The sequence below is a fragment of the Thermasporomyces composti genome, assembly GCF_003386795.1.
Lineage (GTDB): Bacteria > Actinomycetota > Actinomycetes > Propionibacteriales > Actinopolymorphaceae > Thermasporomyces > Thermasporomyces composti.
Genome location: NZ_QTUC01000001.1, coordinates 425,135 through 449,119 on the forward strand (window position 1 = coordinate 425,135; position 23,985 = coordinate 449,119).

Here is a 23,985-nt window from a genome sequence, read left to right on the forward strand (position 1 = left end):
GCATGATGACCGACCGACTCAAGGCGCTCTCCGACGAGGGCGTGGCGATCTGGCTCGACGACGTCTCCCGGCAGCGCCTGCGCTCGGGCAACCTCGCCGAGCTCGTCGAGACCAAGCACGTCGTCGGCGTGACCAGCAACCCGACGATCTTCGCCAAGGCGCTCTCGGACCCCGACGTCTACACCGGCCAGCTGCGGGACCTCGGGATCCGCGGGGTCGACGTCGAAGAGGCCACGCGGATGATCACCACGTACGACATCCGCTGGGCGTGCGACGTCCTCCGCCCCGTCTACGACCGGACCGGTGGCGTGGACGGACGGGTCTCGATCGAGGTCGACCCGCGGCTGGCGCACGAGACCGAGAAGACCGTCGCCGAGGCGGGCCTCCTGTGGTGGCTGGTCGACCGGCCGAACCTCTTCATCAAGATCCCGGCGACGAAGGAAGGGCTGCCGGCGATCACCGAGGCGCTCGCCCAGGGGATCAGCGTCAACGTCACGTTGATCTTCGGGATCCAGCGCTACCGCGAGGTGATGGACGCGTTCATGACCGGCCTCGAGCGGGCCAAGGAGCGCGGCCACGACCTGTCCACCATCGCGAGCGTGGCGTCCTTCTTCGTCAGTCGGGTCGACACCGAGGTCGACAAGCGGCTGGACAAGCTCGGCACGGAGCGCGCCCGCGCGCTCCGCGGCAAGGCGGCCGTCGCCAACGCCCGGCTGGCCTACGAGGCGTACGAGCAGACGTTCGCCTCCGACCGGTGGAAGGCGCTCCAGGCCGCGGGGGCGCGTCCCCAGCGACCTCTGTGGGCGTCCACCTCGGTGAAGGACCCCAGCCTTCCGGACACGCTCTACGTCACCGAGCTGGTGACCTCCGGCGTGGTGAACACGATGCCGGAGGCGACGATCCAGGCGGTCGCCGACCACGGTGAGGTGCGTGGCGACACGGTGCGCGGCCGGTACGACGAGGCTCGCCAGGTCTGGGCCGAGCTCGCCGAGCTGGGCATCGACTACGACGACGTCGTGTCCGTCCTGGAGGCCGAGGGCGTCGAGAAGTTCGTGGCGAGCTGGAAGGAGCTGCTGGCCACGGTTCGCAAGGGCTTGGAGGAAGAGGCGCGACGGTGAGCGGAGCGGACCTGCGCACCGAAGTCCACCAGCCCGACGGGGGAGTCGTCCTCGACCGGCTGGTCACGGAGGACGTGGCGGCCAAGCTGGCCCGCCAAGATCCCACGCTGTGGGGACCCGAGGCCGAGTCGGAGGCGTCGATCCGTCTCGGGTGGGTGGATCTGCCGCGGACCTCGCGACCGCTGCTCGCGCAGATCGACGCGCTGCGGGCCGAGCTGCGTGAGGAGGGCCTCGACCACGTCGTCCTCGCCGGGATGGGCGGCTCCTCCCTGGCGCCTGAGGTGATCGCGGCCACCGCCGGGGTCGAGCTGACCGTGCTCGACTCCACCGACCCACACATGGTGCGGCGGGCGTTGAGCGACCGACTCGATCGCACGATCGTGGTCGTCTCCAGCAAGTCGGGGACGACCGTCGAGACCGACAGCCAGCGGCGTGCCTACCTCAAGGCGTTCGCCGACGCCGGGATCGACGGCGCGCGCCGGATCGTCGTCGTCACCGACCCTGGCTCTCCGTTGGCCGAGCTGGCCGAGCGCGAGGGCTACCGGACGGTGTTCCTCGCCGACCCCCACGTCGGTGGCCGCTTCAGCGCCCTGTCCGCGTTCGGCCTGGTGCCCGCCGCTCTGGCCGGTGTCGACCCGGCCGAGCTGCTCGACGAGGCCGAGGCCGTCATGCCGGCGCTGGCCGCGTCCGCGCCGGACAACCCCGGACTCGCGTTGGGCGCCGCGCTCGGCGCCGCCCACGAGCAGGGGCGGAACAAGGTCGCCCTCGGGGAGGGGGCGAGCCCGATCCGAGGCTTCGCCGCCTGGGCGGAGCAGCTCATCGCCGAGTCGACCGGCAAGGACGGTCGCGGACTGCTCCCGGTCGACGTCGGCGCCGCCCGGACGTCGACCCCCGGCTGGGGCGACGCCGGCGACGACGTGATCCGGGTGTCCATCGGCGCGCCCGACGACGCAGTCCCGGGGCAGCTGGTCACCGAGGGGTCCCTCGGCGCCTTGTTCCTGCTGTGGGAGACCGCTGTCGCCGTCGCGGGACGGGTGATCGGGATCAACCCGTTCGACCAGCCCAACGTCGAGGAGGCCAAGCGGGCCGCCCGCGCCCTGCTCGATGCGCCTTCCGGCGAAGCGGCAGCGGCCGAGGAACCGGTCTTCGCCGACGGGGCGGTCGAGGTCTACGCCGACGCCACGCTGCTGGGCTCGGCGCGTTCGCTTCCGGACGCGCTCCAGGCGCTGACCAGGGCCGTCCCCGACCGGGGCTATCTCGCCGTGCTCGCCTACCTCGACCGGGTGGGCGACGCGCGCGCCGCCGACCTGCGGGGGCTCCTCGCGCGCGGCGCGGCATACCCGGTGACGTTCGGGTGGGGACCCCGCTTCCTCCACTCGACCGGCCAGTACCACAAGGGGGGACCGCCCGTCGGGGCCTTCCTGCAGATCACCGGCGCGGTGCGCGAGGACCTCGCGGTGCCCGACCGCCCGTACACCTTCGGCCAGCTCATCGCCGCCCAGGCCGCCGGTGACCTCGCGGTGCTGCGGTCCAAGGGCGCCCCGACCCTGCGACTCCACCTCACCGACCGCTCGACTGGGCTTGAGCAGGTCCTCCAAGCGGCGGAAAGGGTACGTTCATGACCGATGAGGCCGGTGCCCCCGGCACGACCAGCCGCGCGACGACCGGCTCCGCCGACGCCGATCACATCGCGACCCAGGCGTCGGCGGTGGCGCCACTCGGTCCCGCGGCGGCGCTGATCCAGCAAACCCCGGACACCAACCCCCTGCGCGATCCGCGTGACCGACGGCTGCCCCGCGTCGCGGGGCCCTGCGCGCTGATCATCTTCGGCGTGACCGGCGACCTCGCACGCAAGAAGCTGATGCCGGCCGTCTACGACCTCGCCAACCGCGGGCTGCTTCCGCCCGGCTTCGCCCTCGTGGGGTTCGCCCGACGCGAGTGGGACCACAAGGCCTTCGAGGAGGTCGTCCACGACGCGGTCAAGGAGCACGCCCGCACGCCGTTCCGCGAGGAGGTCTGGCAGCAGCTCGCCGAGGGCTGCCGGTTCGTGCCCGGCGAGCTGGGGGACGATCCGTCGTTTGAGCGACTGCGCGCGACGATCGCCGAGGTCGACCGGGAGCGCGGAACCAACGGCAACCACGCGTTCTACCTGTCGGTGCCGCCCAAGCTGTTCCCGGTGACGGTCCGCCAGCTCAAGCAGCACGGTCTGGTCGACCACGTCCCCGGCCAGTGGCGCCGCGTGGTGATCGAGAAGCCGTTCGGCTACGACCTGCAGAGCGCGCGAGAGCTCAACGCGATCGTCTCGGAGGTCTTCCCGCCGGAGGCGGTCTTCCGCATCGACCACTACCTCGGCAAGGAGACCGTCCAGAACATCCTGGCCCTGCGCTTCGCCAACCAGCTCTTCGAGCCGATCTGGAACGCCCACTACGTCGACCACGTCCAGATCACCATGGCCGAGGACATCGGCATCGGCGGCCGGGCCGGCTACTACGACGCGATCGGTGCCGCGCGGGACGTCATCCAGAACCACCTGCTGCAGCTGCTGGCGCTCACCGCGATGGAGGAGCCGGTGAGCTTCGACGCCCGCAGCCTGCAGCTGGAGAAGCAGAAGGTGCTCGCCGCGGTGCAGCTGCCGCGACGGCTCGACCTGTACACCGCGCGGGGCCAGTACGCCGCGGGCTGGGCCGGTGGCGAGAAGGTCCGGGGCTACCTCGAGGAGGACGGCATCCCGAGTACGTCGCACACCGAGACCTACGCCGCGATCAAGCTCGAGATCGACATCCGGCGCTGGGCCGGGGTGCCGTTCTACCTGCGCACGGGGAAGCGCTTGGCACGCCGCGTCACCGAGGTGGCCGTGGTGTTCAAGCGGGCACCGCACCTGCCGTTCGCGGCGACGTCCACCGAGGAGCTCGGCGAGAACACCCTGGTGATGCGGATCCAGCCGGACGAGGGTGTCACGATCCGGTTCGGCTCGAAAGTCCCGGGCACCCAGATGGAGATCCGCGACGTGACGATGGACTTCGCCTACGGCGGCGCCTTCACCGAGTCCTCCCCCGAGGCGTACGAGCGACTCATCCTCGACGTCCTGCTCGGCGACTCCCCCTTGTTCCCACAGCACGAGGAAGTGGAGCTGTCGTGGCAGATCCTCGACCCGATCGTCGAGTTCTGGGCCGAGCAGGGCCCACCCGAGCAGTATCCGTCCGGTACGTGGGGGCCGAAGTCGGCCGACGAGATGTTGGCCCGTGACGGTCGAAGCTGGAGACGGCCTTGATCATCGACCTGTCGGACACCAATGCCAGCGCGATCGCGAGCGCCCTGGTCCGAGCCCGCCGCAGCGCGGGCAGCCCGGCGATGGGCATGGTGCTCACGCTCATCATCGTCGCCGACGAGCACTCGCACTACGACGCGATCCGGGCCGCCATGCAGGCCGCCAAGGAGCATCCCTCACGGATCATCGGGGTGATTCCCCAGGCTGGACGCGGCCCGGCCCGGCTGGACGCCGAGGTCCGCGTCGGCGGGGAGGGCGGCCCGGGTGAGAGCCTCTTGCTCCGCCTCTACGGCGAGCTCTCCCACCACCCGGAGTCCGTCGTCACCCCGCTGCTGCTGCCGGAGTCCCCCGTGGTCACCTGGTGGCCGGGGAAGGCACCGAGTGCCCCGTCGGCGGATCCGCTGGGTGCGCTAGCCCAACGGCGGATCACCGACTGCTCGGCCGCCCGCTACCCGCTGGCCGAGCTGCAGCAGCGCTGCCAGACCTACGCGCCCGGCGACACCGACTTGGCGTGGACCAGGATCACGCCGTGGCGGGCGCTCCTGGCCGCAGCGCTCGACCAGCCACACGGCATGATCTCCGGCGCCACGATCGAGGCCGAGCGCGCCAACGCGAGCGCCGACCTGCTGGGCGCGTGGCTGTCCTGGCGGCTGCGGATCCCGGTGACGGTGAAGCAGTCGGCCGGGCCTGGCATCACCGCCGCCCGCCTGCACACCGAGGACGGCGACATCGCGATCGACCGGACGGACGGTCGGGTCGCGCGGTACTCGATCCCCTTCCAGCCGGAGCGCACCGTCGCGTTGAAGCGCCGGGAGACCTCGGAGCTGCTGGCGGAGGAGCTGCGCCGGCTCGACCCCGACGAGATCTACGCGCGCACTGTCCAGGAGCTGCTGCGTACCGCGTCGGAGACGGCCGACCAGGTGCTGCTCTCCCCCGGTGAGCCGTCGGCTGAGAAGGCGGAGCGGCCCGCACGGAAGCGGGCGGCGAAGAAGCAGGCGGCTTCCGACGTGGGCGCGGAGCACGGCGGAAGGCGGACGGCGGCGAAGACGGCCAAGAAGGCCACGGCCAAGGCCCCGGCCGCGAAGGGAGCCGCCAAGAAGGCAGCGAAGAAGAGCGCCGCCAAGAAGACGACCGCCAAGAAGGCGACCGGTCGCACATCGACCACCCGCGCGGGTGGCGGCGCGAAGCGGGCGGCGTCGACGGGGCGCCGTGGACGGGAGGAGTCGTGACGAGCACGCCGGAGGTCGTCGTCCACGCCAACGCCGAGCTGCTGGCCCAGTCCGTCGCCGCCCGGCTGGTGACCCGCCTCGTGGACGTCCAGGCGAGCCGAGGAAGCGCCTCGGTCGTCCTGACCGGTGGCGGCATCGGCACCGCGAGTCTGGCCGCGCTGGCGTCCGCCCCGGCCCGCGACGCGATCGACTGGAGCCGCCTCGACATCTGGTGGGGTGACGAGCGGTTCCTGCCCACGGGCCATCCCGAGCGCAACGAGACCGGCGCCCGCCAGGCACTCCTGGACCACGTGCCGGTGGACCCGACGCGGGTGCACCCCATGCCCGCCTCCGATGGCCCGGATGGTGACGACGTGGAGGCGGCCGCGCGGCGCTACGCCGCCGAGCTGGCGGCTGCCCGTCGACCGGAGGACCATGGCCCGTTCCCCTCGTTCGACGTCCTGCTGCTCGGCGTCGGCCCTGACTGCCACGTGGCCTCGCTGTTCCCCGGGCTGCCGGCCGTGTACGACGAGCGGCCGGTGGTGGCCGTCCACGGTGCACCCAAGCCACCGCCCACCCGGATCAGCCTGACCTTCCCCGCCATCCAGGCCGCGCGCGAGGTCTGGCTGCTCGTCGCGGGTGAGGAGAAGGCCCCCGCTGTCCGCCTCGCCCTCTCCGGCGCGGGACACGTGCAGGTTCCCGCCGCGGGTGCTCGCGGGCGGCAGCGCACCCTCTGGCTGCTCGACCAGGCGGCGGCCGCTCAGCTGCCCAGCGACCTGCGTCGGCCGTCGGTGTAGCGGTCGGCTGTCGTGCCGCGTCGACGGCGTGTACGGGGCGCCGGGCCGGTCGTCGCCCGGACGATGAGCTCGCTGTCGAGGACATGGCGGGTGTCCGCGACGTCGTCATCGCCCAAGATCCGCAACAGGACCTCGACCGCGAGCTGGCCGGCCATTCGGGTCGGCGCGGAGACCGCGGTCAGCGGTGGCGTGGTGGTGTCCGCCACCACGTCGTCGCAGCCCACCACGCTGACGTCGTCCGGCACCGCCACCCCGGCCGCCGACAGTCCGGCGAGGATGCCTTGTGCGACCGCGTCGTCGAACGCCACGACCGCGGTGACCCGCGCGGCGAGCAACGCCGAGGTGCACTCGATGCCGGCCGCGTAGGTGGGACGGCTCGCTTGGACGGTGGCCACCTCCAACCCGCGGGCGGCGGCGACCCGGCGGACGGCGCGACGGCGCTGCTGGTTCGACCACGACGACGCTGGCCCGCTGACGTAGGCCAGACGTCGGTGTCCGAGGTCGGCGAGGTGCTCCACCGCCTGGGCCATGCCTGAGGCGCTGTCGATGAGCACCCTGGGCACTCCGGGGATGTCCCGGTTGACGAGCACGAGGGGACGTCGGGTCGCGTGCTCGCGCACCCGTGCCGACGGCATCCGGGTGGACGCCAGGACAACCCCCTCGACCTGGTGGGCGAACTTGGTGAGGAGCACGTCCTCGCGTGCCGGGCTCTCGTCGGAGTCACCGAGCACGACGCTGTAGCCGGCGGCGTCGGCCGCCTGCTGAGCCCCGCGCATGAGGGGTGGGAAGAACGGGTTGGCGATGTCGGGCACGACGAGCGCGATCGTGGCGTACCGCCCCGTCGACAGCGCCCGAGCCACCACGTTAGGCGTGTAGCCCAGGCGAGCCGCGACCTCTCGCACGCGCTCGACTGTCTCGGGCCGAAGGAGGTCGGGTCGGGTGAACGCCCGCGACACCGTCGCCCTGGACACACCCGCCGCCTCCGCCACCTCCCGGATCGTGGGCGTCCGACCGCCACCGGTCAGCCCGCGGGCACCGGTCAGTCCTCGGGTCATCACGGCAGCGTAAGGAGCGCGTCGCCTCACACCGCGACAGGGTGGCCGCTGGCCAGGGAGCGGTGGATCGCGTCCAGGATCGCCGTGACGTGACGGCTCTCGGCGAGGGTGACCAGCGGCGCGCGTCCCTCCGCGACACACTCGATCATGTGCCGGTCGGCGAGCGCGAGCGCCCCGGCCTGGACGCCGTGGATCACCGGCGTGATGGAGGTCCTGGGGTAGCGGTACTCGCTGGACGTGGCGATCTCGAGCTGCTCGTCCTTGCGGTCGAGGTGGATGACACCCCGCTCCCCCACGACCTCGATGAACGAGTCGGTCATCGTCGGGAAGGTGTCGGGGTAGATCCAGCACGACTCGAACGTGGCGACCGCCCCCGACGCGAACCTGACCTGCGCCTGGACGGCGTCCGGGGTCTTGATCCCCATGCCGTCGAGCACGCCCCGGACGCCTGTCGCGTACACCTCGACCGCCTGGTCGTCGCCGAAGAACCAGCAGACGAGGTCGATGTCGTGGCTGGACAAGAACCACGCGGGCGTGGTGCCCTCCGCCCACCGAAGCATCCGGGTGGGCACGAAGATCCGGTCGTTCTTGCGTGCGTAGGCCATCCTGGGACGGCCCACGGCGCCGGCGTCGATCTCCGCCTTCGCCTGGGCATAGCAGGGGATCCAGCGGTGGTTGAACGCCGTCATGGCGGGGACGCCGGCCCGTTCGACCGCCTCGATCACGCGATCAGCGTCCGCCAGGCTGGTGGCGAGCGGCTTCTCGATCAGGATGGCCTTGCCGGCCTCCGCGGCAGCGACCGCGATCTCGGTGTGGAGGTGGTCCGGCGTGGCGACGATGACGAGCTTCACGTCGGGACGGACCAGGAGCTCCTCGTAGTCGTCCGTGGCCACCCATCCGCCGTAGCGCGCCGTGAGCTCACGGGCCGGCCCGTCCGGAACACTCGCCACACCGACGAGACGGGCTCGGGGGTGGGAGGCCACCGCGCCGGCGTGCGCGGTGCCCATGATGCCCGCTCCGATGATCGCGACCCCGATTGGATCGACCTTCATGGGTCCTTCACCTCCGTCTCCCGTCCACCGGCGCGGATCGACCGCTCGACCGCCTCGACGACCGCCACCGCGGCCAGGCCGTCCTCACCCGTCACCGGTGGTCGCGTCTCGGTCCGCACCGCGGTCACGAACGCCATCAGTTCCTGGCGCAGGTCACCGCCGGGGATGCCGGCGTCCGGAGGCCAGTGGTAGGTGTCGAGCTGCTCGGTCCGGCCGCCGCGTGACGTCAGCGCGACGTCGGTATGGGAGAGCTCGACCTCGCACATCCCCTCGGCGCCCACGAGCTCCAAGCCAGCCGACAGCCCGCTGGCCCGCTCGACGGGAAGCAGCCACGACCACCGCAACTCGACCGGGGTGCCGTCGGTGAGCCAGGCGTGGACCTCCACGTGGTCGTCGTGCGGTGAGACCACCCGGAGCCCACGCGCCCGCACCCGGCTGATGCGGCGACCGGTCACGTGGTGGACGAGATCCACGTCGTGGATGCCGAGGAACCACGCGACCGAGGTCCGGGTCCCGATCCGCCGGGCGGCGAGAAGCGAGTTCGCTCGCCAGGCCCGCACCGTCCACAACGCACCGAGTCCACGACACGCCGCCACCGCCTGCGCCACCCGCGGGTCGAACCGCAGGAGGTGCCCCACCATGAGGTGCGCCGGCGACGGCCGAGCGGCCAGCAGCCGGGTCGCCTCGGCGACGCTGGTCGCGAGCGGTTTCTCGACCAGGACGTGCCGACCCGCCTGGAGCGCCTCGAGGACCGGGTCCCGAACGTCGTCAGGTGTCGCGACGACCACCGCGTCGACCTCGTCCCACCGAGCCCGGGTCAGGACCGGGACCCCGAATCGCTCAGCCAGCTCCGCGTGCCGCCTGGTGTCGGTCTCCGCGATCCACGCCAGCTCCACGTCAGGCACGGCAGGGAGGAGCCGGGCGTACAGGGTGCCCATGAATCCGGCGCCGACGACCCCGATCCGCATCACGACGAGCCCTTTCACACCGTCGTGCAGATGACGTGGACGGCGAAGGCGCCGTAGAACAGAGCCGTGGCCGTCATCATGACGAGGCGGACGCCACGCAGCCGGATCGCCGCAGGAAGCGTGCGGTTCAGCCGGATGAGGAGTGCCGTCGACGCGAAGAGCACCAGACCGCCGATGACACCGCTGATGCTGATCAGGATCAGCGGCTGCTCCAGCCCGAGGACGAGGATCGCGATACCGATCAGGACCTGAGCCCAGACGGTGAGCAGGTAGAGCTTGCTCTCCGACCAGAAGACGCTGTCGTGAAGCCGGTCCACCTTCCACACGTCAGCCACGACCCGTCCGGCGATGTCGAGGTTGCCGATCACGGTCGAGAACAGGATGCAGAAGCCGACGAGGAAGAACGCGGTCCCGAACCAGTCACCGACCCGCTCGGCGAGCACGGCGCCCTCGACCCGTACGAACGCGAGGTCTTTCTCGTCGACGCGCGCGCCGCCAACGGTCGAGTGCGCGAGGACCGAGAGGGCGACGATCGTCGCGACGCCGATGCCGACGAACAGCACCAGCTGCTCACGGTTGGCCAACCGCCACCATCGCCGGAACCGACCGATGTTCTCCGGGTCCTGCGGGAACAAGTGGCCCAACGCGGGCGCCGCGGTCTCGGCGCCGGTGATGGGCGACACGATCCGCGGGACGTACGCGCCCATCCCCCAGTTCTTGTCCCGGATCCAGTTCGCCACCGCCAGATTGCCGAGCCCACCGGATCCGGCGTAGACGAGCGCGCTGAAGAAGACCGCGGGTTCGATCGCCTCGGGGAGCGTGCCCACGCTCACCACGCCTCGTGCCGCCTCCGCCCAGTCGCCAAGAGAGGTGCACACGACGGTCGCGACCGCGAGGAAGGCGAGCACGACCGCGGTCATCACCGTCTGGAACTTCTCCAGCGTCTGGTAGACGACGGGCGACAGGGAGAAGGCGACACCGACCAGCAGCAGGCCGACGATGGCGCAGAGGAGGACGTCGACACCGAAGGCGTAGTTCAACGTCGTGGCGGCGCCGACGGCGATGCCGGGAAAGAGGAAACCGACGAGCGGAAGGGTGGCGAACAGCAGTCCCCAAGGGCGCCACAGCCGTGTGAAACCGGTGATCGCCGTCTCCCCCGTGGCCAAGGTGTAGCGCTGGACCTCGGTGTTGACGAAGAACTGCAGACACACGCCGAGGACGGCGGCCCACAGCAACCCAAGTCCTTCGTGGCTCGCCACGTAGGGCCAGACGAGGAACTCGCCGGAGCCGACCGCACCCGCCACCAGGACGATGCCGGGACCCATCACCTTCCGAAACGACGGCGCCTCTGGCATCGGCCGGTACGTCACGGGCGGTAGGTGCCGACTCGGGATCTCCGGCGCGGTGGTCATGGACGCAGAAGCTTGCAAGGCATGTCCTCGCCCGTCAAGCATTGTTCGGCATACGTGACATTGCCGAAACTTCTTACGCCGTTGACCTGCAACCGATTGCACGCCACACTTGCGGCAAGCGGATCGCACCGCCCCGGGAGACCTCATGGGCGCACTGGACTGGCTCGTCCTCCTCGGCTACTTCGGCGTCATGGTCGGCATCGGCCTGTGGGCACGAGCCCGGATCCGCAGTGCGCGGGACTTCTTCGTCGCCGGCGGCCGGATGCCGTGGTGGCTGTCGGGGATCTCGCACCACATGTCGGGCTACAGCGCGGCCGTGTTCGTCGGGTACGCCGCCGTCGCCTACACCCACGGCTTCACGCTCTACGTGTGGTGGGCGATCCCCATCACGATCGCCATGCTGGTCGGCGCGGCCACGTTCGCGCCTCGGTGGCCCCGCCTGCGGCGACGGCTCGGCATCATCTCCCCGCTCGAGTACCTCGCGACCCGCTACGACGTGCCGACCCAGCAGCTGCTGGCCTGGAGCGGCACCGCGCTCAAGGTCTTCGACGTGGGAGCGAAGTGGGCGGCGACCGCGATTCTCCTCGAGGTCTTCGCCGGCGTCCCCCTCGCGTGGGGCATCCTCCTCACCGGCGGCGTCACACTCGTCTACTCCACGGTCGGCGGCCTCTGGGCCGACGCCCTGACCGACTTCGGCCAGTTCGTCATCCAGGCGCTCGCCGGCCTGACGTTGTTCGTCGCGGTCCTCACTCGGCTCGGAGGCATTCCGGCGCTGTGGGAGGTCTGGGACCGGCTTCCTCCTGAGCACGCGCGCCCGTTCAACGGGGAGTACACCGTCGTCTTCGTGCTCGCCTACGTCCTCATCTCGACGTTGTCCTACAACGGCGGCACCTGGAACCTCGCCCAGCGCTTCATCGCGGCGCCGAGTGGAGAGTCTGCGCGCCGCGCCGCGCTCCTGTCGGCCGGTCTCTACCTGCTCTGGCCACTCGTGCTCTTCTTCCCCATGTGGGCGGCACCGTTGCTGCTGCCTGACCTCGAGGACCCATCGCAGTCCTACGCCCTGCTCACCACCCAGCTGCTACCCGCTGGGCTCGTCGGCTTGGTGCTCGCCGGCATGTTCGCGCACACCATGGCGATGACGTCCTCCGACGCCAACGCGATCTCCGCCGTCGTGATCCGCGACATCCTGCCGCGGCTCTGGAAAGGAGCACGGTCGATGTCGGGTCGGGTGGAGCTGGCGGCCGGACGGTTCAGCGTCTTCACGTTCATCGCGCTGTCGATGGTGATCGCACTCGCGGCCGACTCCTTCGGCGGCGTCCTCGGGCTGATCGTGCTGTGGTTCGGCGCGCTCGTCGGCCCGATCGCGATCCCCATGCTCCTCGGCATGCTGCCGGCCTTCCGGCGCTGCGGTCCCTCCGCGGCCGTCGTCTCCTGGGCCGGCGGTCTGGTCGTCTTCACCTTGGTCAAGTACGTCTTCGACGACAGCATCGCCGCGCTCGGCGGTGACCTCCAGACGACGTTCACCGTCGCCGGCCCCGTCCTGTGCGCGCTCCTGCTGTTCGTCGCGGTCGGCTACCTGCGACCGTCACGCGACTCGCGCGCGCTTGCTCTCGTCGCGGCGCTGACACGCGACGAGGACGAGCCGGAGCCGACCGGCCGGGCGAGCTCGAGCGCGGCCGACGTCGGGTCGTCTCCACCACACGGTAGAGGAGGACTCCGTGCCTGACCTCGATCTGCGCACCCATCTCGTCGACGACGTGGTGGGCTGGTGGCTGCGTCACGGGCCGGACGACCTCCAGGGCGGTGTCTTCACCTGCTGGGACAACGCTGGTGAGCGTCTACTGTCGACGGACAAGTACACCTGGTCGCAGGGACGTTGGATCTGGCTGACCGCCCGGCTGGCCGACAGCGTCGCGCGAGGAGCGCTCGCCTCGGCGCAGGATCGCCTTGACAGTGAACGTCTCCTCGCGCTGGCGCGATCCACCGCGGACTTCGTACGGCGACACGCACTCCTACCGGACGGCACCACGGCCTACGTCACCGATCGCACCGGTCGGCCCAAGGAGCCGGCGCCGGGTGCCGGCCTGCACACGAGCGTGTTCGCCGATTGCTTCGTGGCCTTGGGGCTCGCGGCACTCGCTCGTCTGGACGGCGATCGAGCCGCCGCCCGGCTCGCGGAGGACCTGCTGCACAGCGCGGACGCGCGGGTTCGCGCCGGGCGCGCGCGCACGGACCCATACCCGGTGCATCCGGCCTTCGCGGCGTTCTCCCTGCCGATGATCCTGCTCGGCACCGCCACCGAGGTTCACCAGGCGACCGGCTCGCCTGGCAGCGCCGAGGTGGCGACCCAGGCGGCCCGCACGATCGTGACCTGGTTCCGCGACGGCGCCGACGTGCGCGAGCTGCGTCCGAACCCACGCGGGTTCGACGACACCTTGCTCGCGCGCCACCGGACGCCCGGCCACGTCCTGGAGTGCGCGTGGTTCCTCGTCCACGCCGCCGACACGGTGCCAGGAGTCGCCGGCGTGCTCGGTGACTGGCCGACCTGGCTTCCGACCGTGGCCGCGCACGCGCTCGCCCTGGGCTGGGACGAGCAAGACGGCGGCCTGTTCCGCTACACCGACGTCGACGGCGGCGAGCCACGGGGACGCCTCCTCGACGACCCCTACGAGCGGCTGGTGCGCGACACCTGGGACACCAAGCTGTGGTGGCCCCACGCGGAGGCTCTCTACGCCACCGCCTTGCTCGCTCGCCGGTGTCGCGCGGCCGACCGATCAGCGCCCGCCGCCGAGCTCACCGCGTGGCACGATCGCCTCCGGGCGTACACGTTCGCCACCTTCCCCGCCGGGCCTGGCCGGGAGTGGATCCAGATCCGCCGGCGCGACGGCGCGCCCCTCGACCAGACCGTGGCGCTTCCGGTCAAGGATCCGTTCCACGTCGCGCGCGCCCTCCTGCTTATGGTGGAGATCGACGAACCTGGCGAAAGGACGAATCCGTGACCCAACCGACAGTCCGCATCTTTCCCGACCGCGCGAGTCTCGGGCATGCCGCGGCGACCGACATCGCCACCGAGATTCGCGAGCGGCTGGCCGCCCAGGACACCGTCCGGATGATCTTCGCCGCCGCGCCGAGCCAGCAAGAGACCCTTGACGCTCTCGTCACCGAGGTGGGCATCGCGTGGGAGCGGGTCATCGCGTTCCACATGGACGACTACATCGGGCTCCCCGACGACCACCCGCAGCGCTTCGGCAACTGGCTGCGCAGAACCCTCTTCGACCGCCTGCCGTTCAAGGACGTCCACCTCATGCGCACCGACGGTGACGTCCAGCAGCGGGCCGAGGAGTATGCCGCGCTGCTCGACGAGGCGCCCATCGACATCTGCTGCCTCGGGATCGGGGTCAACGGCCACATCGCGTTCAACGATCCACCGGTCGCGGACTTCGACGACCCGTTGTCGGTGAAGGTGGTGGAGCTCGACGAGGTCTGTCGCCAGCAGCAGGTCGACGATGGCTGCTTCCCCACGCTGGAGGACGTCCCCCGGACCGCCCTCACCCTGACGGTGCCGCGGCTGCTGCGCGCCGAGCGGCTGTTCTGCATGGTTCCGGGCGCGGCGAAGGCGACCGCGGTCCGCCGCGCGCTACGTGACCCGATCGGTGAGGAGTGCCCCGCTACCGCCTTGCGCACCCACCCGGCCTGCACGATCTACCTCGACCAGGAGTCCGCGCGTGAGCTCAGCTGAGATCAGCGGGCGGGATCCCGCGACGGGTCAGCCGGTGACGGTTCGCGTCGACTCCGGACGGATCGTCGACGTCCGGCGGGAACCCCATGCCAGCGATGACCTGAACGATCCAGGGCCGTACCTCAGTCCCGGCCTGATCGACCTCCAGGTCAACGGGTTCGCGGGGTTCGACGTCAACACCACCGACGCCACGACGTTGACGCACCCGGCCGAGGATCGCCAGGGCGGGGAGCCGAGCGTGGGCTCTGCGGATCCGATCGTGGGACTGGTGCGCGCGCTGTTCGCGGTCGGTGTCACCACGGTCGTGCCGACCATCGTCACAGCGTCGGAGGAGCACATCGTCGCTTGCCTGCGTCGGGTGGCGAAAGCCCGCGAGGCGGATCCCCTGACCCGTCACGCCATCCCCTTCGTCCACGTGGAGGGACCGCACCTGTCCGATCAGGACGGTCCGCGAGGCGTCCACCCGCGCGAGCACATCCGGCCGCCAGATCTCGCGGAGTTCCTGCGCTGGCAGGAGGCCTGTGACGGGCTCGTCGGCATGGTCACCGTCTCTCCGCACTTCGAGGGCAGCACGGGCTACATTCGCGAGCTCGTCGCACGGGGTGTCCGGGTCGCCATCGGCCACACGCATGCGACGCCGGAGCAGGTTCGTGCCGCCGCGGACGCCGGCGCCACCCTGTCCACCCACTTGGGCAACGGCGCCCACGCGGTGCTGCCGCGGCATCCCAACTACGTGTGGGCACAGCTCGCCGACGACCGGCTCTGCGCGGGGTTCATCGCCGACGGGCACCACCTGCCCGCCGACACGCTCGTGGCGATGCTTCGCGCGAAAGGGCTGCGGCGATCCCTCTTGGTCTCCGACGCCACGACGCTCGCCGGTTCGCCCCCTGGCGTCTACCACACCTCGGTGGGCGGCGAGGTGGAACTGTCGCCGGACGGTCGGCTCTCGTACCGGGGGACGCCGTTCCTGGCGGGTGCCGCTCGACCTGTCACCGACGGTGTCGCGCACGTCGCCAACCTCGGTCCGTTCTCGCTCGCGGAGGCACTCGAGCTCGCGACGCGCTCACCAGGTCGGTTCGTCGGAGATCGTGGGGTGTTGGAGGTCGGCGCCCCCGCCGACCTCATCACCTTCACCTGGCGTCCGGGTGACACGACTCTCACGATCGACCGCGTCTGGGTCGCGGGACAGGAGGTGGTCGGATGACCGCGGACGCCACGATCGTCCGCGCCGGCGCCGCCGTCGTCGACATCACGCCCCCGGCGGGCCTGGCCATGTCGGGCTACTCCGCCCGCACGTCTCCCGCCACCGCCGCGCACGACCCGCTCACCGCACGGGCCCTCGTGGTGAACGACACCGCGATCGTGGCGGTCGACGTCTGCGGCCTCCACGAGGACACCTGTGAGCGCGTGCGTCGCAACGTCGTCACGGCGGCCCCCCACCTGACCTCCGTGGTCGTCACGGCGACGCACACCCACGGCGGTCCGGCCGTCGTGCCCGGTCGGCTCGGCGGACCTGTGGACCCGACGTACCTGGCCCGATTGGAGAGCGCGTGCGTCGAGGCCGTTCTCGCCGCCGACCGGTCCGCGCGTCGTGTCACGGTCTGGTTCGGCGTCGGAACCGACCCTGGCGTCGCTCGCAATCGGCGCCGCCCCGATGGCCCCACGGACCCGACGCTGCCCGTCCTCCGGTTCGTCGACGAGGCCGGCCAGGTCGTGGCGGTCGTGACGTCGTACGCCTGTCACCCGGTTGTCCTCGGTCCACGCACCACGGTCTGGACGGCCGACTATCCCGGGGTCGTGCGGCGGGAGCTGGAGCGGGCCGTCCCTGGCTCGGTCGCGCTCTTTCTCACCGGGTGCTGTGGCGACGCGAACACCGGGCACTCGGCTAGCGCCTCGATCGTCGGCACGGGAGGCCCATCCCGGACCTTTCCGACCTGCGAACGGCTGGGGCGGCGCATCGCGCAAGCCGCCCTTGACGCTGACACACGACCCGTGTCCGGACCGACCGGAGGCCGGCACGCCGGCGTCGAGCTCGCCCTCGGTGACGGCTCGTGCTGGCGCGGTCGGGTGAGCGTGCTGACCTGGGCCGGAGTCCGCGTCGTCGCGTTCCCCGGCGAGCCGTTCGCGGCGACGTCGCTCGCGGTGCGGGCCGCCCTTCCTGGTCCTGCGCTGGTCCTCGGCTACGCCGACGGGTGTCCCGGCTACCTGCCGCCACGGGAGGAGTACGCCCATGGCGGATACGAGGTGGAGGAGGCGCACCTGTACTACGGCATGCCGGCGGCGTTCGCCCCAGGTTGCGCCGAGCAGCTCCTCGACACCGCGCTCCGACTCGCGACGACCGACTCAACGGTCCTCGCGTAGGTCGAGGCCCAGATCGAGGGCCGGCGCCGAGTGCGTGAGCGCCCCGACCGCGAGGTAGTCGACGCCGGTCTCGGCGTACTGGCGGGCCACCTCCAGCGTCAGCCCACCGGAGGCCTCCAGCTTGGTGCCGGTTCCCGCGGCGCGGACCCGCCGCACGGCCTCCGCGCACTGCGCGGGGGTGAAGTTGTCGAGGAGGACGAGCTCGGCCCCGGCGTCGAGGACGGCGTCCAACTCCTCCAGCGTCGTGACCTCCACCTCACACGGGAGGTGGGGGGCGTGGGCGCGGACGGCCGCCAGCGCCGCCGCCACGGATCCCGCCGCGACGACGTGGTTGTCCTTGATCAGGACCGCGTCGCCCAGCCCCAACCGGTGGTTGACGCCTCCCCCGCAGCGAACGGCGTACTTCTGCAGCGAGCGCAGCCCGGGCAGGGTCTTCCGGGTGTCGCGGATGGCGCAGCCGGTGCCCTCGACCGCCCGCACCCACGCGGCGGTGACGGTGGCCACGCCGGAGAGATGACACAGCAGGTTCAGCACGGTCCGTTCGGCGGTGAGCAGGTCACGGACCTCGCCGCGAACCAGCAGCGCGGGTTGACCGGGTTCCAGCCGACTCCCGTCAGGCTCACGCTCGACGATCTCGATCCTTCCGGGCGCCACGAGGTCGAAGACCACGTCAGCGAGCACGCCACCCGCCAAGACGCCAGGCTTTCGCGGCGTGATCTCGGCGGTCGCGCTCAGCCCTTCGGGAACGGTCGCCACCGTGGTGGCGTCCGGGCCGTAGCGGAGGTCTTCTGTGAGCGCGGTCCGCACGACCCGCGCGACGTCCTCGGGGTCGAGTCCAGCCCGCGCCAGAGCGGCACGGGTCGCCGAGGACAGCTCAGCCGCCACCTCCGGCAGCTGACCGGAGCCCACCTGCGTCATGCCACACCTCCCAAGGCCAGGGTGTGCGCGGGGACGACGCGGCCGTCGTCGTCAAGCTTGAAGACGATGCTGTGGCGCCAGCGGTCGTCCCGGTCGGGGTAGTCGTGCCGGACGTGGCAGCCACGCGTCTCCTCTCGTTCACGCGCGGCGCGGAGCAGGGCCTGAGCGGTCAACGCCAAGGCGGCGTTCTCCATGGCGAGCCGCTCGTCCACGGTCGCGACGGTACTCGTCGCGTCGAGCACCTCCGCCGCGGCGGCGAGTCCCTCGGGATCCCGACCGATCCCCGCGTACCGGCTCATCGCCCGCTGCAGCGCCGCCCGGTCGGTCACGACCGGCACCGTCGGCAGCGGCTCCACAACCGCCCGAGTCGGGTCGCCGAGGAGACCGCGCGCCAGGTCGGCGGCGACCGCCCGGGCCGCGCGGATCCCGACGACCAGACCCTCGAGGAGGCTGTTGGACGCCAGCCGGTTGGCGCCATGCAAGCCGGTGCGGGCGACCTCACCCGCGGCGTAGAGGCCGGGCACGTCGGTCCGCCCGTCGACAGTCGTGACCACGCCGCCACAGGAGAAGTGCGCCGCCGGCGCGACGGGAATCGGCTGCGTCGCGGGATCGATGCCCGCCTCCACGCACGCGGCGTACACCGTCGGGAACCGCTGGCGGAAGGCCGCCGCCGACAGGTGCGTGGCGTCGAGGAAGACGTGATCGTCGACGCCACCGGGCGCCTCGACGAGGCGGCGCGAGATCGCCGCCGAGACGACGTCGCGCGGGGCGAGGTCGCCGAGCGGATGCACCCCGTCCATGACCCGTCTCCCGGTCGCGTCGACGAGCACCGCGCCCTCGCCACGAACCGCCTCCGTCACCAGTGGACGGCGACCGGAGGCGCCTGGACCGGTGTAGAGGACCGTGGGGTGGAACTGCACGAACTCCAGGTCGGCGACGGTCGCACCGGCCCACAGCGCCAGCGCGATCCCGTCACCGGTCGCGACGTCAGGGTTGGTGGTCGTGCGGTAGAGCTGGCCCACGCCGCCGGTCGCCAACAGGACCGCGGGGGCGCGGAGCAACCCGGGTACCCCGTCCGGACCGAGGACCAGCAGGCCGGCGACCGCGCCCTCGGGCGTTCGCTCGATGCGGACCGCGACGTGGTGCTCGAGCAGCGTCAGCCCATGCCCGTCGGCGCTCGCGATGAGGGCGCGAGCCACTTCCGCGCCCGTGGCGTCGCCTCCAGCGTGGACGACACGGTACGCCGAGTGCCCTCCCTCTCGGGTGCGGGAGAGTCGCCCATCCGGACCGGTGTCGAAGGTGGCACCGTGCGCACGCAGAGCGGCGAACGCCGCCGGGCCGTCGGCGATGATCGTGGCGACCGCGTCGGGGTCGCACAGCCCCGCGCCGGCAACCAGGGTGTCGTCGACGTGGCGCGCCACGGAGTCTTCGTCGTCGTGCTCGTCGGGCAGGACGACCGCCACTCCGCCCTGCGCCCACCGGGTACTGCCTTCGCCTGCACTCGCCTTGGTGACCACGAGGACCCGAAGTCCAGCGCGGATGGCCTCGAGGGCGGCCGTCAGGCCCGCGACCCCCGTCCCCACCACGACCAGATCCGCGTCGGCCTCCCACGCCGCACCGCTCATCTGTCGATTCCGTCCACTCGCCGCTGCCGCGTCACTCGCCGCTGCGTCATTCACCACTGCCGGGCTGGCCGATCTCGATCATCCGCTGGACAGCGCCTCGCGCCCGCTCGGCCACCACGGGATCGACGTGGACCTCGTCGACGCCCTCCCGCAGACACCGCAGCAAGGCGCCGGGCGTGATCATCTTCATGAACCGGCACGAGGCCCGGTCGTTGACCGGCTGGAAGTCGACGCCGGGCGCGGCCTTGCGGAGCTGGTGCAGCATCCCCACCTCGGTGGCGACGAGGACCGACCGGGAGCGGGTCGTGCGCGCCGCGTCGAGCATGCCGCCGGTCGAGAGGATCTTCACGCGCTCACTGGGGACCGCCCCCTCCCCGGCGAGGTAGAGGGCCGACGTCGCGCAGCCGCACTCGGGGTGGATGAACAGCTCGGCGTCGGGGTTGGCGGCCGCTCGCCGGCTGAGCTCCGCGCCGTCGATGCCGGCGTGCACGTGGCACTCGCCAGCCCAGACGTGGATGTTCTCCCGTCCCGTCTCCCGCCGGACGTGGGCACCCAGGAACATGTCCGGGCAGAACAGCACCTCTTTGTCGGCGGGGATCGAGTTGATGACGTCCACGGCGTTGGACGAGGTGCAGCAGATGTCGGTCTCCGCCTTGACCTCCGCGGTGGTGTTGACGTAGGAGACGACGACAGCTCCGGGGTGCTCGGCCTTCCACGCCCGCAGCTGCTCGGCGGTGATGGAGTCGGCGAGCGAGCAGCCGGCCCGGGCGTCCGGGATGAGCACGGTCTTGTCCGGGCTGAGGATCTTGGCGGTCTCGGCCATGAAGTGCACGCCGCAGAAGACGATCGTCGACGCGTCACTGGCCGCAGCGATCCTGCTCAGGGCGAGAGAGTCCCCTGTGTGGTCGGCGATGTCCTGGATCTCGGGAATCTGGTAGTTGTGCGCCAGCAGAATGGCGTCGCGCTCGCGGACGAGCCGGCGGACCTCCTCCCGCCATGCGCGGTCGGGCACCACGTTGTCGTAGGTGCTGTCCGTGCGGTCCGCTGTGGCAGCGGTCATGGGACCCTCCCTGAGGGTTTTCGCCTTAGAATCGAAAACCCTGAGATACTATCATCGGGTGAGCTCGTTGGAACACGAGGTTCTGGCGGCTGTACTCCAGGTCCGGTCTCGGTCACTTCAGGTTCTGCTGTGGCAACGAGCCCGCGACCCCCATGCCGGGCGATGGTCACTGCCCGGTGGCAAGCTGCGCCACGACGAGGACGTCGAGACGTCGGTACGCCGCCAGCTCGCCGAGAAGGTGGACGTCCGGCAGCTCTCCCACGTCGAGCAGTTGGCGGTCTTCAGCGCACCGGACCGAGTACCGGGGCCGCGCGTCATCGCGACCGCCTTCCTCGGTCTGGTGCCCAGCGACAACGACCCCGAGGTGCCGGCCGACACGCGCTGGTTCTGCGTCGACGCCCTCCCGCCCACCGCGTTCGACCATGGGGCGATCGTGCTCAGGGCGCGGGACCGGCTGCGATCCAAGCTCTCCTACACCAACCTCGGCTTCGCGCTCGCGCCGCCGACGTTCACCATCTCCGAGCTCCGTGACATCTACTCCGCGGCCTTGGGCTACCGCGTCTCGGCCACGAACCTCCAGCGGGTCCTGAGCCGGCGCGGACAACTGGAGCCGACCGGCGAGACCGCGGTGTCCGGACCGAGCGGCGGACGGCCCGCGGCGTTGTTCCGCTTCACCTGTCGCGACATGCAGGTCACCGACGCGTTCGCGGTCCTGCGACCGCCGTCCCTCCGCAAGTGAGAGCCCTACGCGAGCGCCCTACCCACTGGAGGTCCCAAGCGCAGGGGGCGGCTCGTACGTGAGCTTCAACACACACGCAGACAGACGCCCTGCGCCGCTGCGCTCCTCGTCGACCACGCTCGACGCCGCACGAGTCGGCACCGCCGCACGATGGCGCGTCGCCCAGGTCAGACTTGGACGCCATGGACCTCTTGTTGCTGTCGAACTCACGCAACCACGGCCAGGAGCTCCTCGCGCATGCGCGCGACGAGATCGACGACTTCCTCGGCACCGTCCGACGCATCGTCTTCGTCCCCTACGCGCTGGCCGACCACGACGCGTACACCGCCTCGATCGCCTCCGCACTGGAGCCGATCGGCGTCCGCGTCGAGGGCGTCCACCGCTTCCCCGATCCCGGTCAGGCGATCAGGGAGGCCGAAGCGGTGTTCGTCGGAGGTGGGAACTCCTTCCGCCTCCTCAAGACCTTGCAGAGCACTGGCCTGGTGGAAGCGATCGGTCCGCGGGTCCGCGCGGGCGAGCTGCGTTACCTCGGGTCGAGCGCCGGCACCAACATGGCGTGCCCGACGCTGCGGACCACCAATGACATGCCGATCGTGCAGCCCACCTCGTTCGCGGCGTTCGGCTTCGTGCCGTTCCAGATCAACCCGCACTACCTCGATCCCGACCCGACGAGCACGCACATGGGCGAGACGAGGGAGCAACGCCTCATCGAGTTCCTCGAGGAGAACGACGTCCCGGTGCTGGGCATTCGCGAGGGCGGATGGCTGCGAGTCCACGACGGCCACGCTCGGCTCGGCGGCGCCAACGGTGCCCGCCTGTTCCTTCGAGGCGAGCGACCCCGCGAACTGGCCCCCGACGCCGACGTCTCCTTCCTCCTGCACGCTGAGCCGCGCTACGACGTGGGACCTGAACAGCGTTCGTGAGGGCGTTGCGACGAGCACCAGAGCTCTAGGGACGGCGAGCGGCCGGCGCCTGAAGGTGGGTCATCGGCCCGTACAGCTCGACCAGCCGGGCGAACTCGTCAGCGTCGTAGAACGAGCAGGCACCCCGGCCGAAGTCCTTGGCCACCTCGATGCAGAACCGCACCGCGGCCTCGACACTGCGCAGGTCGGTCGCACCCGTCGCGGAGCCGGCCACCGCGGTCTCGGTCGTGATCGCCACGCCGACCACCGGTGCCGCCGTCACCGTGGCCGGCTGCAGGATCGAGTTGATGTGGTGGACGCCGTTCCCGTAGGGCGTGATGTCTTGGGTGGCGAGCGGGAGGACGACGGGAAGGCGCCCGGTCACCCGCTGCTGCACCGCGAGCAGGTCGGGGCTCACCCGCAGGATCCACCCCTCCTTGACGGTCGGGGAGATCGCGAAGCCGACCTCGTTGCAGACCAGGTTGCCCTTCGTGGTGTCCACGGAGAGCACGGCATCCGCCGTCGCGTCCACCTCGTGGGCGTTCATGGTGGCGATGTCGACCGGCGAGTCCATGAACGGCACCGGGTCGTGCGGCCTGGTCGGGGCGTTGGGGCAGATGTGCGTCGCCACCAGGACGTCCCCAGTCAAGACGTCGCCCCGCTCGCGCATCGACGCGAGCTTCGCCGCCGTCGCGACCGCGACCAGGGCGCCGTCCCCGTCGGAGACGAAGCCGATCTGCTCCGGCCGAGCACCGAGGCCTCCCAACCGGCCGACGACGCAAAGCGTCGGTGCTGTTCCGCCCGACCGTCGACCGGCGGCTCCGGGAACGAGGACACGGACGAAATCCGTGCTGCCCTTCGCGCCCGTGACAGTGCGCACCTCCACGTCCGTGGCCCCAACGCCGCGAAGGTACGCGGCGACGGCGTCGCCGTTCACCCGCGGGTCGTCGAGCAGGTCGTAGACGTCGATGACGTGACGCCAACTCATCTCAAACTCCCCTTCCATTCACAACGGTCGCGTCTCGCAGCACGACCCGACAGTCACTCGCGAACCACTCGGCGAACGTCGTCAGGCGACCACTTCCCCGGCGAGCCGCCCCACCACGGAGCGCGCGAGCAGGACGGGCACCTCGCACACCTGGCGCGCCGCGACGCGCATCGCCTCGGTGTAGCCCATGCAGTCGAGGACGATCCATCGGGCCCCTCGAGCGGCGAGGCCGCGGGCGGCGGCCGCCACCGCCTCAACCGCGTCGTCCCGGTAGGGCGAGGCGACAGCGACCTCCACGCTCCTGGCGACGCGCGACCACCTCACCGCGGTCATCTCCCTCTGGTCTGGGAGTGGACACACGACACCGAGGACTCCGTCGTGGTCGCACAATCCACGTACGCCGGCGTTGAGCAGACGCTGGGCGAGCAGCAGCGGCCGTGTGTGGTCCAAGGCCGGGAACTCGCCGGTGCACACCACGAGCGTCGCGTCGACGCCGAGCCCTTCCACCGCCCGCACCGCCTCCTGTAACCGGGTGACCACCTTGTCGTGGTCGAGGACGACCGAGGAGCCATCGGCCAACCTGGTGGTCAAGACGGGCCTGTCGGAGGAGCTCGGTGCCAGCTCGGCGATCTGCTCGGCGCCCAACCCGTCCAGTGCGCCGCGTTCCACCACCTCGACGCCGGGAAGCCAGCGCAGCAGCTCGGGCACGAGGTCGACCCGCGGAGCCTGTCCGATCGTCACCAGGCCAAGTGTCCGGGATCGTCCGCCGGTCGGC

At 71.3% G+C, this 23,985-nt stretch carries 21 protein-coding genes; 12 read left to right on the plus strand and 9 right to left on the minus strand.

Going from position 1 to position 23,985, the window contains the following annotated elements; all coding sequences use genetic code 11:
* Positions 1 to 5 precede the first annotated feature (5 nt).
* From tal to pgl, 5 genes are read left to right on the plus strand one after another with little or no spacing between them, the layout of a single operon-like run.
* On the plus strand, positions 6 to 1,118 hold the full coding sequence (gene tal, locus DFJ64_RS01885) for a transaldolase (RefSeq protein WP_115851747.1): 1,113 nt from the start codon (positions 6 to 8) through the stop codon (positions 1,116 to 1,118).
* Positions 1,115 to 2,740 carry a glucose-6-phosphate isomerase gene (locus DFJ64_RS01890; protein ID WP_115848872.1) on the plus strand — a complete coding sequence of 542 codons (1,626 nt, stop codon included), beginning with the start codon at positions 1,115 to 1,117 and terminating at the stop codon, positions 2,738 to 2,740. Before tal ends, DFJ64_RS01890 begins: the two co-directional genes overlap by 4 nt.
* The gene (gene zwf, locus DFJ64_RS01895; RefSeq protein ID WP_115848873.1) at positions 2,737 to 4,389 is read left to right on the plus strand and encodes a glucose-6-phosphate dehydrogenase; all 1,653 of its coding nucleotides are present in this window, start codon (positions 2,737 to 2,739) and stop codon (positions 4,387 to 4,389) included. Before DFJ64_RS01890 ends, zwf begins: the two co-directional genes overlap by 4 nt.
* Complete coding sequence (locus DFJ64_RS01900) at positions 4,386 to 5,615, plus strand: glucose-6-phosphate dehydrogenase assembly protein OpcA (RefSeq protein ID WP_115848874.1); 1,230 nt, start codon at positions 4,386 to 4,388, stop codon at positions 5,613 to 5,615. Before zwf ends, DFJ64_RS01900 begins: the two co-directional genes overlap by 4 nt.
* Entirely contained in the window at positions 5,612 to 6,391 is a 780-nt protein-coding gene (pgl, locus tag DFJ64_RS01905; protein WP_115848875.1) for a 6-phosphogluconolactonase, read from the plus strand. Before DFJ64_RS01900 ends, pgl begins: the two co-directional genes overlap by 4 nt.
* On the opposite strand, the gene DFJ64_RS01910 is transcribed toward pgl, so the two are convergent.
* The 4 genes from DFJ64_RS01910 to DFJ64_RS01925 are packed head-to-tail and all read right to left on the minus strand — an operon-like array spanning position 6,355 to position 10,878.
* Positions 6,355 to 7,446, minus strand: a complete 1,092-nt coding sequence (locus DFJ64_RS01910) for a LacI family DNA-binding transcriptional regulator (protein WP_115848876.1) — start codon at positions 7,444 to 7,446, stop codon at positions 6,355 to 6,357. The two genes, pgl and DFJ64_RS01910, sit on opposite strands and share 37 nt — an antisense overlap.
* A 26-nt stretch (positions 7,447 to 7,472) precedes the next feature.
* Positions 7,473 to 8,498 carry a Gfo/Idh/MocA family protein gene (locus tag DFJ64_RS01915; RefSeq protein ID WP_115848877.1) on the minus strand — a complete coding sequence of 342 codons (1,026 nt, stop codon included), beginning with the start codon at positions 8,496 to 8,498 and terminating at the stop codon, positions 7,473 to 7,475.
* A complete protein-coding gene (locus DFJ64_RS01920; protein ID WP_115848878.1) occupies positions 8,495 to 9,484 on the minus strand; it encodes a Gfo/Idh/MocA family protein in 990 nt (329 codons plus the stop codon). The genes DFJ64_RS01915 and DFJ64_RS01920 overlap by 4 nt, the downstream gene beginning before the upstream one ends.
* Positions 9,481 to 10,878, minus strand: coding sequence for an Nramp family divalent metal transporter (locus DFJ64_RS01925; protein WP_115848879.1), 1,398 nt, complete (start codon positions 10,876 to 10,878; stop codon positions 9,481 to 9,483). The genes DFJ64_RS01920 and DFJ64_RS01925 overlap by 4 nt, the downstream gene beginning before the upstream one ends.
* 145 nt (positions 10,879 to 11,023) lie before the next feature.
* Between DFJ64_RS01925 and DFJ64_RS01930 the strand changes: the two genes are divergently transcribed.
* The 5 genes from DFJ64_RS01930 to DFJ64_RS01950 are packed head-to-tail and all read left to right on the plus strand — an operon-like array spanning position 11,024 to position 16,978.
* On the plus strand, positions 11,024 to 12,604 hold the full coding sequence (locus tag DFJ64_RS01930; RefSeq protein ID WP_115848880.1) for a sodium:solute symporter family protein: 1,581 nt from the start codon (positions 11,024 to 11,026) through the stop codon (positions 12,602 to 12,604).
* Entirely contained in the window at positions 12,597 to 13,877 is a 1,281-nt protein-coding gene (locus tag DFJ64_RS01935) for an AGE family epimerase/isomerase (RefSeq protein ID WP_115848881.1), read from the plus strand. Before DFJ64_RS01930 ends, DFJ64_RS01935 begins: the two co-directional genes overlap by 8 nt.
* Positions 13,874 to 14,617: a glucosamine-6-phosphate deaminase gene (locus DFJ64_RS01940; protein WP_115848882.1), complete on the plus strand. Its 744-nt coding sequence runs from the start codon at positions 13,874 to 13,876 to the stop codon at positions 14,615 to 14,617. The genes DFJ64_RS01935 and DFJ64_RS01940 overlap by 4 nt, the downstream gene beginning before the upstream one ends.
* On the plus strand, positions 14,604 to 15,821 hold the full coding sequence (locus DFJ64_RS01945) for an N-acetylglucosamine-6-phosphate deacetylase (RefSeq protein ID WP_115848883.1): 1,218 nt from the start codon (positions 14,604 to 14,606) through the stop codon (positions 15,819 to 15,821). Before DFJ64_RS01940 ends, DFJ64_RS01945 begins: the two co-directional genes overlap by 14 nt.
* A complete protein-coding gene (locus DFJ64_RS01950) occupies positions 15,818 to 16,978 on the plus strand; it encodes an alkaline ceramidase (protein ID WP_115848884.1) in 1,161 nt (386 codons plus the stop codon). The genes DFJ64_RS01945 and DFJ64_RS01950 overlap by 4 nt, the downstream gene beginning before the upstream one ends.
* Here DFJ64_RS01950 and nadC read toward each other — a convergent pair.
* From nadC to nadA, 3 genes are read right to left on the minus strand one after another with little or no spacing between them, the layout of a single operon-like run.
* Positions 16,961 to 17,896: a carboxylating nicotinate-nucleotide diphosphorylase gene (gene nadC / locus DFJ64_RS01955; protein WP_115848885.1), complete on the minus strand. Its 936-nt coding sequence runs from the start codon at positions 17,894 to 17,896 to the stop codon at positions 16,961 to 16,963. The genes DFJ64_RS01950 and nadC overlap by 18 nt on opposite strands.
* A complete protein-coding gene (locus DFJ64_RS01960; RefSeq protein WP_115848886.1) occupies positions 17,893 to 19,521 on the minus strand; it encodes an L-aspartate oxidase in 1,629 nt (542 codons plus the stop codon). Before DFJ64_RS01960 ends, nadC begins: the two co-directional genes overlap by 4 nt.
* 46 nt (positions 19,522 to 19,567) lie before the next feature.
* The gene (gene nadA / locus DFJ64_RS01965; protein ID WP_115848887.1) at positions 19,568 to 20,581 is read right to left on the minus strand and encodes a quinolinate synthase NadA; all 1,014 of its coding nucleotides are present in this window, start codon (positions 20,579 to 20,581) and stop codon (positions 19,568 to 19,570) included.
* Between the two features lie 58 nt (positions 20,582 to 20,639).
* Between nadA and DFJ64_RS01970 the strand changes: the two genes are divergently transcribed.
* Positions 20,640 to 21,320 carry an NUDIX hydrolase gene (locus tag DFJ64_RS01970; RefSeq protein ID WP_245940904.1) on the plus strand — a complete coding sequence of 227 codons (681 nt, stop codon included), beginning with the start codon at positions 20,640 to 20,642 and terminating at the stop codon, positions 21,318 to 21,320.
* Between the two features lie 182 nt (positions 21,321 to 21,502).
* Complete coding sequence (gene pepE, locus DFJ64_RS01975) at positions 21,503 to 22,243, plus strand: dipeptidase PepE (RefSeq protein ID WP_115848888.1); 741 nt, start codon at positions 21,503 to 21,505, stop codon at positions 22,241 to 22,243.
* 25 nt (positions 22,244 to 22,268) lie between these two features.
* Here pepE and DFJ64_RS01980 read toward each other — a convergent pair whose 3' ends face one another.
* Together DFJ64_RS01980 and DFJ64_RS01985 are read right to left on the minus strand one after the other, a co-directional pair.
* Positions 22,269 to 23,210, minus strand: a complete 942-nt coding sequence (locus DFJ64_RS01980) for a DUF1177 domain-containing protein (protein WP_115848889.1) — start codon at positions 23,208 to 23,210, stop codon at positions 22,269 to 22,271.
* 81 nt (positions 23,211 to 23,291) lie between these two features.
* The gene (locus DFJ64_RS01985; RefSeq protein ID WP_211310461.1) at positions 23,292 to 23,951 is read right to left on the minus strand and encodes an AroM family protein; all 660 of its coding nucleotides are present in this window, start codon (positions 23,949 to 23,951) and stop codon (positions 23,292 to 23,294) included.
* Positions 23,952 to 23,985 lie beyond the last annotated feature (34 nt).

Bases quoted from the DNA above. Each gene is read 5' to 3' on its own strand.
- tal (WP_115851747.1), top strand. From the start codon at position 6: ATGACCGACCGACTCAAGGCGCTCTCCGACGAGGGCGTGGCGATCTGG.
- zwf (WP_115848873.1), top strand. From the start codon at position 2,737: ATGACCGATGAGGCCGGTGCCCCCGGCACGACCAGCCGCGCGACGACC.
- DFJ64_RS01910 (WP_115848876.1), bottom strand. From the start codon at position 7,446: ATGACCCGAGGACTGACCGGTGCCCGCGGGCTGACCGGTGGCGGTCGG.
- DFJ64_RS01915 (WP_115848877.1), bottom strand. From the start codon at position 8,498: ATGAAGGTCGATCCAATCGGGGTCGCGATCATCGGAGCGGGCATCATG.
- DFJ64_RS01925 (WP_115848879.1), bottom strand. From the start codon at position 10,878: ATGACCACCGCGCCGGAGATCCCGAGTCGGCACCTACCGCCCGTGACG.
- DFJ64_RS01930 (WP_115848880.1), top strand. From the start codon at position 11,024: ATGGGCGCACTGGACTGGCTCGTCCTCCTCGGCTACTTCGGCGTCATG.
- DFJ64_RS01950 (WP_115848884.1), top strand. From the start codon at position 15,818: ATGACCGCGGACGCCACGATCGTCCGCGCCGGCGCCGCCGTCGTCGAC.
- nadC (WP_115848885.1), bottom strand. From the start codon at position 17,896: ATGACGCAGGTGGGCTCCGGTCAGCTGCCGGAGGTGGCGGCTGAGCTG.
- DFJ64_RS01960 (WP_115848886.1), bottom strand. From the start codon at position 19,521: ATGAGCGGTGCGGCGTGGGAGGCCGACGCGGATCTGGTCGTGGTGGGG.
- nadA (WP_115848887.1), bottom strand. From the start codon at position 20,581: ATGACCGCTGCCACAGCGGACCGCACGGACAGCACCTACGACAACGTG.
- pepE (WP_115848888.1), top strand. From the start codon at position 21,503: ATGGACCTCTTGTTGCTGTCGAACTCACGCAACCACGGCCAGGAGCTC.
- DFJ64_RS01980 (WP_115848889.1), bottom strand. From the start codon at position 23,210: ATGAGTTGGCGTCACGTCATCGACGTCTACGACCTGCTCGACGACCCG.